Source organism: Clostridium sp. 1001283B150210_160208_E6 (assembly GCF_015669365.1).
Classification (GTDB): Bacteria; Bacillota; Clostridia; order Clostridiales; family Clostridiaceae; genus Clostridium; species Clostridium paraputrificum.
In genome coordinates, this window is the sequence record NZ_JADPAA010000022.1 from 1 (window position 1) to 12,575 (window position 12,575).

The window sequence follows — 12,575 nt, forward strand, 5'->3', positions numbered from 1 at the left end:
GGAGCTGGCAATAGGAATCGAACCTACAACCTGCTGATTACAAGTCAGCTGCTCTACCGTTGAGCCATGCCAGCATAATTAGCATTTAATATTTATTTTTTTAAATTGGCGACTCAGAAGGGGCTCGAACCCTCGACCTCTGGCGTGACAGGCCAGCACTCTAACCAACTGAGCTACTGAGCCGCATTTATGGTGGGCACAACAGGGATCGAACCTGTGACCCCCTGCTTGTAAGGCAGGTGCTCTCCCAGCTGAGCTATGCGCCCGAATAAAATGGTGACTCCTAGGGGAATCGAACCCCTGTTACCACCGTGAAAGGGTGGTGTCTTAACCGCTTGACCAAGGAGCCAAATTGTTACCTTGTGATCCTCACTAATGTGTTCCGCGCTGACCACATAGACTATAATACAGAAATTCATTATGTGTGTCAACACATTTTTTTAAATTTCTTTTTATTTTTCTTAAACCTCGCATTATTCCGTGTCCGATAAGAGGTAAATAGCTTCATTTTTCTCATTTTTTTTAATATTATTTATGGCTTTCCCATATCTAGATAATAAAACTTCTTTTTGCTTTATTTCTTTTCTAATTCTATTTATTTCTTCTTTTGCACCTTCCATGAATCCTTGTATTTCCAAGGGTGTAATTAATATACTATAATTATCTCTTTTGAAATTTTGTCCTGATGCTATAACTTTCATAGGCAATGAGTTATTTATTACACAAATTAGTTCTTTTTCCCATATACCTCTCTTATTAACTTTATATCTATCTCTTAAAACATTTAAATCATTTAATTCTTCATCTATCTCATTTTCCAAAGAATCTTTTAGAGCTTTATAAAAAAATATTGATATTCCCCTATTTAATTTTATAGTTAGGAAGTTAATATTATTTATTAAAAAATCATCTATCTCTCCCTCACTAATTAATTCAACTTCATCATGCTTATAAGACTTTAATCCAGTGCCTGTGGGATAATTAACTATTATCTCTTCTATATTCATTCTTCTTACTTTAAATTCTCTATCCTTATCTTCAACCTCTGCAATAACTTTAACCTTCAAAATAATCACCTCTTATGGTATTATTCCTCTCTTTAATAGGTAATATTACTATGTTAAAATTTAATTATATTTTTAAAAAGGAGACATAAGTTTTATGATATATCACGATATTATTATTGTTGGTGGTGGAGCTTCTGGTTTAATGGCTGCAATAATTGCAAAAGATCTAGGAAAGGATGTTGCTATTATAGAAGCAACAGATAGAATAGGAAAAAAAATTTTAACTACTGGTAATGGTAGATGTAATATTTCTAATTCTAGAATTTCTTTCCCTTATGATACTTATCATAGCTCTAATAAAGATTTCTATATAGATTGTTTAGAGCAGTTAGGTGTTGAAGAAACTAGAAATTTATTTTTATCTATAGGTTTACCTATAGTTGAATTAGAAAAGGGAAAGTTATATCCAGCTTCTCTTCAGGCTTCATCTGTGGTAGATCTTCTAAGATTAGCTATAGAAGAAAAAGAAATTCCTTTATACACAAATTGCAAAGTAAAAACTATCCACAAGAATAAAAGCTTTAAATTATCCACAACTAATGATGAAAATAACTTATTCACATGTAAAAAAGTTATTTTAGCCTGTGGAGGAAAATCTGCTCCAAAAACAGGTTCAGATGGTTCAGGGTATAGATTAGCAAAAGAATTTGGGCATTCTGTCACAAATACAGTACCTGGTATTGTACAGCTAAAATTAGACTATCCTCACTTAAAAGCACTATCTGGAATTAAGTTTGATGGAAAGATATCTATCTATGTTGATGGAAGATTAGTTAGAGAAGATATTGGTGAAGTTCTATTTACTGATTACGGAATATCAGGGCCTCCAATATTACAACTTTCTGCTATAGCTTCTAGAGCTTTAGATAATAATCAAAATGTTGAATTAAGTGTAGATATGATGCCTAACTTATCTATGGAAAAAACTAAAGACTTTTTAGAGGGGCACTTATATATGTTTAGTCATAGGAGTATTTCTAACTCCCTTATTGGTGTTATAAATAAAAAACTTATACCTATAATATTAAAGGATTCAGGAATAAATAATATCCATATTCCTTGTTATGAATTAGATTGGAAAGATAAGAATGAATTACTGTCTAGGTTTAAGGGATGGAGATTTAAATGTATAGATACTAATGGTTTCAATAATGCCCAATTAACTGTAGGTGGCATAAATACAAAAGAAGTTAATCCTAAAACATTAGAATCTAATATAATACCTGGCTTATTCTTTTGTGGAGAGATACTAGATGTTAATGGTGATTGTGGGGGATTTAATCTCCAATGGGCATGGTCATCAGGTTATACTGTAGGGAATAGTGTTTAAACTATTCCCCTTTATATTTGTACTATCGTAGATAATATTTAATATATCCCACTTATCTTCTGATCTTAAATATTTTATTTTCATATTTACTTCGTATTCTATTTCATCTTCTTGTATTGTTAATACACCTTGTATTTCCCTTAATTTATAGGACTCAATCTCTTTTACATTTTCCATACTAAATTTAAAAGTAGTTTTATTATCTAAAGTGTATTCCCTATCTCCTATGTATATAACTTTCCCTTTTAAGTCGTTACACACTCTTTCTCCTGTTATAAAAGAGTTCTTTATAACAAATGTTAAACATATAACTCCCACAAGCATAATTCCAAATAATAAACAATAGAACGTTATCTTATTCTTATCTACTTTATTCATCCTATCCCTCTATTAATTCATATACTTATCTATATTCATATCAATAAACTTATATTTATATAAATATCTCAATATACAAAAAAGAACGGATATAAAAATATCCGCTCTTTTCATTATTTATTTAATGCTTCCATTAATTCGTTTAAGTTTATTCCATGTACCATAGCAGCTTCTTCAATTGTTTCAGCTTGTGCTGATGGACAACCAACGCAACCCATTCCAAAGCTCATTAAAACTTCTGCCTTACTTGCATCAGCTTTTATAACTTCACCTATTGTCATATCCTTAGTTATCATATTTATCACCTCTTTGTACTTACTAATATTTAGTATTATAAAAAAATTATATTTTATCCACTAAATAAAGTCAAGTAAAGTACTCGGAATTAAAGTTCTCCAACTCTCATAGTTTGATCTCTTTTTGGCCCTACTGATACTATTGATATTCTTGTTCCAGTAAACTCTGAAATTCTTTCAAGGTACTTCTTTGCATTTTCAGGTATTTCATCATAACTTCTCGCATCAGCTACTGAATCATCCCATCCATCAAACTCTTCATATACAGGTTCGCACTTAGCTAAATCCTCTAAGCTTGCTGGAAAATAATCTATTATTTCTCCATTAAATTTATAACCTACACATACCTTTAACTTATCCAACCCTGCTAATGTATCAATCTTAGTAACAGCCAATGAAGTTAATCCAGACACTCTAACTGCAGACTTAACTATAACTAAGTCAAGCCAACCACATCTTCTAGATCTACCTGTAGTCACCCCATATTCGTGTCCCTTTGTTCTTATCCATTCACCAGTTTCATTTTCTAATTCAGTTGGGAAAGGACCCTTACCAACTCTTGTAGTATATGCTTTTGTAATACCTACTGCATTTGTAATCATATTTGGGCCAACACCAATTCCGTTACTTACTCCACCTGCTGTTGTATTTGAAGATGTAACATATGGATATGTTCCATGATCTATATCTAACAGCATACCTTGAGCACCTTCAAAAAGTACTGTTTTATCTTCTTTAATTGAATCATAAACCTTTACTGATGTATCTTTTACGAATGGTCTTATTTTCTCTGCATATTGTTTATATTGAGCTAATATCTCTTCTACATCTAAAGCTTCTCCACCAAGAACCTTTGTTATATATTCATTCTTCATTTTTATGTTTTCTCTTAGCTTTTCTTCAAATACATCTTCATGTAATAAATCACAAACTCTAATTCCACATCTCTCAAACTTATCTGTATAACAAGGACCTATTCCTTTTCCAGTAGTTCCTATATCATTTTTCCCTCTAGCCTTTTCCTTTAAAACATCTAATACTCTATGATATGGCATTATTAAATGAGCTCTATCACTAATAATTAGCTTTTCTGGCGTTACCTTAACACCTTCTTTTTCTAAATATCCTATCTCTTCAAATAAGGCCTTAGGATCTACTACAACACCATTTCCTATTACATTTAACTTGTTGTCATATAATATACCTGAAGGTATTAAGTGAAGCTTGTATTGTCTATCTCCTACTTCTACAGTATGACCTGCATTATTTCCTCCCTGGAATCTAACGACTACATCTGCTTCTTCAGCTAGATAATCAGTCATTTTACCCTTTCCTTCATCGCCCCATTGAGCACCTAAAACAATAAACGCTGACATATACATTGCCTCCTTATGTAAAATCTACTCCTACATACTAACAAAGTGATTGTCATAGGTCAATATAACTCGAATATTTTTTTGCAAACCTATGTTATAATTCGTATAATAATAGTAGTAAACTTAGTTTCTTATTCTAAAATTTAATATATAAAAAGGGGTGCTCATATGACAATATACGAAAAAGCTTTAAAATTTCATGAAGAAAAAAGAGGTAAACTTGAAATATGTTCAAGAACTCCAATTAAAGATTCTCAAGATCTTAGTTTAGCTTATACTCCTGGGGTAGCTGAACCATGTAGAGAAATATATAAAGATCCCTCTAAAGCCTACCTATATACTAGAAAGTGGAATACTGTTGCTGTAATATCTGATGGCACTGCAGTACTAGGTTTAGGTGATATTGGGCCTCTAGCTTCCTTACCTGTAATGGAGGGGAAATCCGTCCTATTTAAAGAATTTGGAGATGTTGATGCATTTCCTATAGTATTAGATACAAAAGATGTTGATGAAATTGTAGATACAATAGTTAGAATTTCACCTTCATTAGGCGGAATAAACCTTGAAGACATATCTGCTCCAAGATGTTTTGAAATTGAAAAAAGATTAAAGGAAAAATTAGATATTCCAGTTTTTCATGATGATCAACATGGAACTGCTATAGTTGTTTTATCTGGGATTATAAATGCTCTTAAGATAGTTAATAAAAAGTTGGAAAATTTAAAAGTTGTAATTAACGGTGCTGGTTCTGCCGGTACTGCTATCTGTAAGCTCTTATTATCATCTGGAGTAAAAAATATTGTTATGTGTGATATTAATGGTATTATTCATAAGGAAGCTGACTTGCAAAATGATGCTTTAAAAGAATTAGCACAAATAACAAATCCAAATAATGAAACTGGTTCTCTTAGTAATGCAATGAAGGGTGCTGATATATTTATAGGTGTATCTGCTCCAAATATCGTTTCTAAGGAAATGGTTTCTTCAATGAATAAAGATTCTATATTGTTTGCAATGGCTAACCCTACTCCCGAAATTTTTCCTGAGGATGCTCTTGAAGCGGGAGCATTAGTTGTTGGTACAGGAAGATCAGATTATCCTAATCAAATAAATAATGTTTTGGCCTTCCCTGGTGTATTTAGAGGTGCATTAGATGTTAGAGCAAGAGAAATAAATGAAGAGATGAAGGTAGCAGCTGCCTATGCTATTGCTAACGCTATTAGTGATGATGAATTAAGACCAGATAATATTATTCCTAAAGCTTTCGACTTAAACGTACAAAACCTAGTTGCTGAAGCAGTAAAAAATGCTGCAATAAGAACTGGAGTAAATAAAATATAAAAAAAGATGAAGCTGTCGCAATGGGGAATAAATTTTCTCTATTGCCAGCTTTTTTATTGCATATTTATATATTTATATGTTTGTTTCTTTATATATTTTTATATTTTTATATTTATATATTTTTATATTTATTTGTTTATATATTTAAAACAATATATCTATACGGAATTATAATCCATAAATCATTTATAATATAATTTAAAAACGAGTGGAGACTCTCTAAACTTATGACAAGTTTCTATTTAAAAACAAAGAAGGGGCTGTATCAAAATAATAAATTATTTTAATACAGCCCCTTTTTACTTACATAGATTTAGATTTATCTGCACATTTTATCATTGCTTCAATAATAGAGCTTCTAAATCCTTGCTTTTCTAACTCTACTACAGCATCTATTGTCGTTCCTGATGGTGAACATACCATATCTTTTAATTCACCAGGATGTTGTTCTGTATCCAATACCATCTTTGCTGATCCTAATACACTTTTTGCTGCCATTTTATATGCTTTTTTTCTTGGTATGCCAAGTTTTACTGCTGCATCTGCCATAGCCTCGATAAACATGAATACATATGCTGGTGAAGAGCCACATAATGCTATAAAACCATGAAAATCTTTTTCTTCAAGTTCTACGCATTCACCAAAACTGTTATACATATCTACTACCAACTTTAATTCTTCGTCTAAAACATTATTATTTGGACATATTGCAGACATTCCTTCTCCTACAAGTGCAGGAGTGTTAGGCATTGTTCTTACAATCCTAGCTTTATCACTAATTAAACCTTCCATATCACTTATAGTTATTCCTGCTGCTATAGTTATAATAAGCTTTTCTTGTAATGACTCTTTTCTTAGCTCACCAATAACCTTTGCATACATATTAGGCTTAACTGCAAGAAAAATCACATCTGAATTTTTTACAACATCTTCATTATTAGTTGTTACATTAACATTATATTTTTCTTGTATTAATTTTGCAGATTCTTCTGTTCTAGTAGAAATAATAATATTACTTGGATTTGAAAATCCTGAATTTATTAATCCTCCTACCATAGCTCTTCCCATATTGCCACAACCTATAAACCCAATCCTCTTCATCATGCAAATCCCCCAACTAAATTAATCTTTATGAATAACATCTAAGTCACCAAACTTACTTAATGCTCCTAAGAATGCCATCTTTACAGTTCCAACCGGACCATTTCTGTGCTTAGCCACTATACATTCTGCCATATTCTTATCTTCTGTTTCCTTATTGTAATATTCATCTCTATATAAAAACATAACAAGGTCAGCATCCTGCTCTATTGAACCTGATTCTCTTAAATCTGATAACATAGGCCTATGATCCGCTCTTTGTTCAGGTGCACGGGATAGCTGTGATAACGCTATTACAGGACATTCCATTTCCTTAGCTAATGCCTTAATAGATCTTGATATTTCAGATACTTCTTGTTGTCTATTTTCTGATGATGATCCTGACATTAATTGAAGATAGTCTATTAAAATAAGATCAATACCATATTCCATCTTAAGTCTTCTACACTTAGATCTCATCTCCATAACAGTCACACCTGCTGTATCATCAATATAGATTTTAGCTTTTGAAAGAGGACCTGTAGCTCTAGCTATGTTTTCCCAGTCTTTATCATCTAGATTACCAGTTCTCAATTTAAGCATATCAACATTTGCTTCAGAACATAATAGCTTATATGCTAATTGTTCCTTAGGCATTTCTAGAGAAAATATTACTACACTCTTTCCCTCTCTTAAGGCTGCATTTTCTGCAATATTTAAAGCAAATGTAGTTTTCCCCATAGATGGTCTAGCTGCTATAAGAACCATATCTCCCTTTTGAAATCCTGATGTTTTTGCATCTAAATCAGTAAATCCAGAAGGAACACCAGTAATTTGTCCCTTGTTATTAAAAAGCCTTTCTATTTCTAGAAAACCTCTTTCAAGAACATCACTTAATGATTCAAAGTCACTAGTACTCCTTTTTTCAGCTATATCAAATATTTTCTTCTCTGCAAGGTCTAAAACGCCCTCTACTTCACCTTGCTTATTATAACTATCTTCTATAATGGCAGTTGATGCTTTAATCAACCTTCTTAATATAGATTTTTCTTCCACTATTTTTATGTAAGATGATAAATTAGCTGTAGTTGGGACAGAAGAACTAACTTCTGTTATATATGTTACCCCACCAGCCTTTTCTAATTGATCTGTAGATTTTAGATACTCTAAAAGAGTAACTAAATCTACAGCCATATCATTTTTAAACATTTCAAAAATTGCTTTATATATTATTTTATGTCCATCTCTATAAAAATCATCTTCTGTTAACTTTTCTGCCACTTGAGCAATAGCACTTTTATCAATTATCATTGATCCTATTACAGACTGTTCTGCCTCAATACTTTGTGGTAGACTTCTCATAACTGGAGCGTCCATTACATAACTCTCCTCCTAACTATTAAAATACGATACTCAATAATTCTTCAATATCGCCTACTGCCCTTACTTCTATATCTTTTAATCCCTTAGGAATCTCATTTTCATTATCCTTTGGAACTAACACTAACTTAATTCCCTTTCTTCTTGCTCCATATATTTTCTCAAATATTCCTCCTACGGGTTTTACTTTACCCCTTAAGGATATTTCGCCTGTTAAAGCAATGTCTTGTCTTAACGGTTTATCTAATAGAGCACTAATTACACACATAGTTATTGCTGCACCTGCTGATGGTCCATCTATTTTACCTCCGCCAACAACATTTACATGTATATCATAATCTCTAATATCTTTATCTGTAAACTTTCTAATTACTGATGCTGCGTTATACACAGAATCCTTTGCCATTGATCCAGCAGTTTCATTAAATCTAACTGTTCCAGCACCCTTTTTCTTCGCCGTAAAAACAGCTGCTTCTATTTCTAAAGTAGAGCCAAGGAATCCGCTTACCCCAAGGCCATATATATGTCCAACCTCATATTCCTTTTCATCCTTGTTTCTTTCAAATGGTACATACCTACCTATAGAAATTACTTCTTCTATATCTCTAAGTGTTATTGGTACGCCATCTTTACAATTTGATTTATTGCTATATAAGGCAAAACCATATGCATCAGTTAGTATATTTACAGCTTTTCTACCTTCAATAGTATATCTACTTATTAATTCTGCTACTCCATCTTCTAGAGTAACCTCCAACTTATTCGCAGCATTTAAAACAATCTGCTCTATATCTTTAGATGACAAAGGTTCAAAATATACTTCAGTACATCTAGATCTTAAGGCTGGATTTAATTCTCCAGGTTCTCTTGTTGTTGCACCTATTAAAACAAAGTCTGCTGGAGCACCATTATCAAATAAATACTTTATATATTTAGGAGTATTTTCATCATCTGGATCATAATAAGACGATGAAAATTCTACTCTTTTATCTTCTAATACTTTAAGTAATTTGTTTTGAAGTATATTATCTAATTCTCCTATTTCATCTATGAATAATATTCCACCATGTGCTTCTGTTACTAATCCCGGCTTTGGTTCAGGAACTCCAACATCAGCTAAATCTCTTTTACTTCCTTGATATATAGGATCATGTACAGAACCCAATAAAGGATTTGTTATTTCTCTTGGATCCCACCTTAATGTAGTCCCATCTACCTCTACAAATTTTGATTCATCATCAAATGGAGTAAAAGATAGTCTTCTAGCCTCTTCTAATGCTATTCTAGCCGCCGTTGTCTTACCTACACCTGGAGGTCCGTATAAGATTATATGCTGTGGATATGGAGATGAAAGCTTTGATATTAATGATTTAATAGCCCTATCTTGACCTACTACTTCACTAAAATTTTCGGGCCTAAGAAAACTCATTATATTCTTATTTGTTTTCTTTTCATCCAAATGAATTAACTCTTCATACTTTTTATTAGTCTTAGAGTTTTCACTTCCCTTTTGCTTTTTAATAACAGATAAACGTACTTCATCTATATACTTTTCTTGTTTATCCATTATATTTTTTTCTACCTTAGCTTCAATTTGACTCTGAACATATTTACGAGCCAACTCTTCTGAAATCCAATCAACTGTATTTTCAATAGTATTATCCACTTCATCTTCAGATGGAATAGTATCTCTACCTTTTCCATCTGAAGCTATCATTTCTAATGCATATGCTCTCTCACATACATTTGGAGAATTAACATACTTTTGCAATTTATATTTTACAGTTCTTGCTCTTACTGCTCCTTGATCTAAAACATTATTTAAAATTTCAAATAATACATTAATCTGAGCTTCCTGAGTCAAGTCACCATTTAATACTTCTTTTAAGAAGTCTACTTCCTCATGAAACTTCAATATTACTCCTCCTTATTGTTGTGGAACAATAATAACTTTCATCTTTGTTGTTACTTCTGGATATAACTTAACTTCTATAGTATAACCTCCAGCAACCTTTATTGTTTCCATTACTATTTTTTTCTTATCTACTGCTACCTTGTACTGTGTTTTTATTAATTCAGCAACATCCTTACTTGTAATTGCACCAAATAACTTTCCACTTTCACCTGTCTTAGCAGTTATTTTTATCTCTTTATCTTTTAATTCTGATGCTAACTTTTGAGCTGCTTCTAGTTCAGCTAACTTTTGTTTTCTTTCATTTTCTTTTTTATTATTTAAAATATGAAGATTTGAATCTGTTGCCTCTTGAGCTAATTTCCTAGGAAATAAATAGTTTCTTGCATATCCATCCGATGTATTAATTACATCACCTTTTTTACCTAACTTCTTAACATCTTGTAATAAAATTACTTGCATGTTATTCACCCACCTTTAAATGTTTTTTTATTGATTCTTCTAGTTTTTCAATTACTTCTTCTATTGTTAATCCAGACATCTTTGTGCCTGCTATATTCATGTGACCTCCACCTCCAAGTTCTTCTAATACAACTTGAACATTTATATCACCAACTGACCTTCCACTTATATAGATATCATCATTAATCTTAGCTAGAACAAAACCAGCTAAGATTCCAGATATATTTAACATCTCATCCGCCGATTTAGCTACTATTACTGTATCAACATTATCAGGACATACTGCTATAGCAGTGTTATTACTTGGATTTACCTTAGCTGACTTTATAGTTTCTGCAATTAGTAAATAATCTTCTAAGTTATCAGTAAACATCTTCTTAACCTCTATTGTATCTGCACCAATATTCCTTAAAAAAGATGCTGCTTCAAAAGTTCTTACTCCTGTTTTAAATGAGAATCCTTTTGTATCCATATATATTCCTGCTAAAAGTCCCTCTGCCTCAATTTGAGTAAGCTTTGGATCTTTCAGCATATATTGAATCACTTCTGTTATCATTTCTGAAGTTGAAGAAGCGTAAACTTCTATATAATTTAGCAAAGCCCCTCCTATCATATCAGGACTTCTCCTATGATGATCTATTATAACCTTTCTCTTACTTTTTTCTATAAAATCTATATTTTCAACATAACTTCTATTGTGAACATCAACCACTATAACTAAAGCATTATCATCTATATATCTATTAGCATCCTCTAAAGATATAAAATAATCATTATATTTAACATCTCTTTTTAATCTATCTAAAAAATAATTTATAGGTACAGTATCATTTCCTAGTATTATACTACACTCTTTTCCTAATTGTCTTATTGTAGATGCTAATGCAACAGCTGAGCCAAAACAATCCATATCAGGATTTCTATGTCCTATTATATATATCTTTTCACTTTCATATATTAACTCTTTTAATGCATGAGATATTACCCTAGCTCTGACCCTTGTTCTCTTTTCAATCTCTTTTGTGTTCCCGCCAATTATCTTTATATCCTCGTTATCCTTAATTACTACTTGGTCGCCGCCTCTACCCAATGCTAATTCTTTTGCAACAGTAGCAAAATTATCATTTTCTAAAGGAGATATTCCACCCCTACCAATACCAATGCTTAAAGTAACCTCTAATTTATTACCTTTATCTATCTTTGAAATCTCATCCAAAATAGGAAACTTACTAGCTATTTCCTTCTCAACATTTTTATCATTTACAGATAGAACATATTTATTAGTATCATACTTCTTTATCATTGCATTTAATTTATGCGCATAAGTATTTATACATCTTTCTACTTCTGCTACAACTAGGGGCCTACTATTCTCTTCAGTAGTATCTAACGCTTCATTTAAGTTATCAACTTCTATGTGAACTACACTTTCCTTTGTCTTCTCCAAATCAATGACATTGCTTATATCGTTGAAATAAATAAGATAATATTCTTCACTATTATTATTTAATTTTGTACTATGAACATCATATACTTTTCCATCATACTTTAATCTTTGATGTAAATCTGATTTATTTTCTAGTACTTTATCTAAGCTTAGTCCTCTTGCAACACTTAAAATATTCTTATTTAATAATTCTTCCCTTTTTCCTATATCATTAAACCTTTCATTACTCCAGGCAATATCTCCTGTATTATTGATAAGCACAATAGGAAATGGTATATTACACAAGTTATCTGATATTGATTCATTTATATCATCAATAAATTTTCTTTTATCATTATCTTTTTCCCAATACATCTGTAATACATAAAAATTATTAATTATAAAAATTAGAAATACTGTTGCTCCTATCATCTTATAATCATAGTACCAGAACAAAATAGATATTATAATTAAAGTCATAGGCTTAAGATATCTTTTTAATATTTCAGATTTTTTCATAAGCCGAT

The 12,575-nt window shown here is 31.4% G+C and carries 11 protein-coding genes and 4 tRNA genes; 2 read left to right on the forward strand and 13 right to left on the reverse strand.

Features of this window, described 5'->3' with window-relative positions:
* Nucleotides 1-2: 2 nt before the first annotated feature.
* The 5 genes from I4V16_RS16240 to I4V16_RS16260 form a co-directional block, all read right to left on the reverse strand.
* Nucleotides 3-74 (reverse strand) — tRNA-Thr (locus I4V16_RS16240).
* 32 nt (nucleotides 75-106) lie between these two features.
* Nucleotides 107-183 (reverse strand) — tRNA-Asp (locus tag I4V16_RS16245).
* Between the two features lie 7 nt (nucleotides 184-190).
* A tRNA-Val gene (locus I4V16_RS16250) sits at nucleotides 191-266 on the reverse strand.
* An 8-nt stretch (nucleotides 267-274) separates the two neighbouring features.
* A tRNA-Glu gene (locus I4V16_RS16255) sits at nucleotides 275-349 on the reverse strand.
* Between the two features lie 124 nt (nucleotides 350-473).
* Complete coding sequence (locus I4V16_RS16260; RefSeq protein ID WP_242979743.1) at nucleotides 474-1,076, reverse strand: hypothetical protein; 603 nt, start codon at nucleotides 1,074-1,076, stop codon at nucleotides 474-476.
* Nucleotides 1,077-1,161: 85 nt separating this feature from the next.
* Here I4V16_RS16260 and I4V16_RS16265 point away from each other — a divergent pair, with 85 nt between their 5' ends.
* Nucleotides 1,162-2,397, forward strand: a complete 1,236-nt coding sequence (locus tag I4V16_RS16265) for an NAD(P)/FAD-dependent oxidoreductase (protein ID WP_049179346.1) — start codon at nucleotides 1,162-1,164, stop codon at nucleotides 2,395-2,397.
* Here the strand turns inward: I4V16_RS16265 and I4V16_RS16270 are convergent.
* The 3 genes from I4V16_RS16270 to I4V16_RS16280 all read right to left on the reverse strand — a co-directional run bounded on the left by I4V16_RS16270 (nucleotide 2,368) and on the right by I4V16_RS16280 (nucleotide 4,447).
* Nucleotides 2,368-2,775, reverse strand: coding sequence for a hypothetical protein (locus I4V16_RS16270; protein WP_099329370.1), 408 nt, complete (start codon nucleotides 2,773-2,775; stop codon nucleotides 2,368-2,370). The two genes, I4V16_RS16265 and I4V16_RS16270, sit on opposite strands and share 30 nt — an antisense overlap.
* A gap of 113 nt (nucleotides 2,776-2,888) precedes the next feature.
* Entirely contained in the window at nucleotides 2,889-3,071 is a 183-nt protein-coding gene (locus tag I4V16_RS16275; protein WP_049179344.1) for a DUF1858 domain-containing protein, read from the reverse strand.
* Between the two features lie 89 nt (nucleotides 3,072-3,160).
* Nucleotides 3,161-4,447, reverse strand: coding sequence for an adenylosuccinate synthase (locus tag I4V16_RS16280; protein ID WP_111938123.1), 1,287 nt, complete (start codon nucleotides 4,445-4,447; stop codon nucleotides 3,161-3,163).
* 168 nt (nucleotides 4,448-4,615) lie between these two features.
* Here I4V16_RS16280 and I4V16_RS16285 point away from each other — a divergent pair, with 168 nt between their 5' ends.
* Entirely contained in the window at nucleotides 4,616-5,788 is a 1,173-nt protein-coding gene (locus tag I4V16_RS16285) for a malic enzyme-like NAD(P)-binding protein (protein ID WP_049179342.1), read from the forward strand.
* A 303-nt stretch (nucleotides 5,789-6,091) separates the two neighbouring features.
* On the opposite strand, the gene proC is transcribed toward I4V16_RS16285, so the two are convergent.
* From proC to I4V16_RS16310, 5 genes are read right to left on the reverse strand one after another with little or no spacing between them, the layout of a single operon-like run.
* Nucleotides 6,092-6,892 carry a pyrroline-5-carboxylate reductase gene (gene proC, locus I4V16_RS16290; RefSeq protein ID WP_111938124.1) on the reverse strand — a complete coding sequence of 267 codons (801 nt, stop codon included), beginning with the start codon at nucleotides 6,890-6,892 and terminating at the stop codon, nucleotides 6,092-6,094.
* 18 nt (nucleotides 6,893-6,910) lie between these two features.
* The gene (locus I4V16_RS16295; RefSeq protein ID WP_049179340.1) at nucleotides 6,911-8,245 is read right to left on the reverse strand and encodes a replicative DNA helicase; all 1,335 of its coding nucleotides are present in this window, start codon (nucleotides 8,243-8,245) and stop codon (nucleotides 6,911-6,913) included.
* Between the two features lie 22 nt (nucleotides 8,246-8,267).
* Nucleotides 8,268-10,163 (reverse strand): Lon family ATP-dependent protease, encoded by a 1,896-nt coding sequence (gene lonC / locus I4V16_RS16300; protein WP_195542462.1) that lies wholly within the window; start codon nucleotides 10,161-10,163, stop codon nucleotides 8,268-8,270.
* A gap of 12 nt (nucleotides 10,164-10,175) precedes the next feature.
* Nucleotides 10,176-10,622: a 50S ribosomal protein L9 gene (gene rplI / locus I4V16_RS16305; RefSeq protein WP_049179338.1), complete on the reverse strand. Its 447-nt coding sequence runs from the start codon at nucleotides 10,620-10,622 to the stop codon at nucleotides 10,176-10,178.
* Nucleotide 10,623: 1 nt separating this feature from the next.
* A complete protein-coding gene (locus tag I4V16_RS16310; RefSeq protein WP_049179337.1) occupies nucleotides 10,624-12,567 on the reverse strand; it encodes a DHH family phosphoesterase in 1,944 nt (647 codons plus the stop codon).
* Nucleotides 12,568-12,575 lie beyond the last annotated feature (8 nt).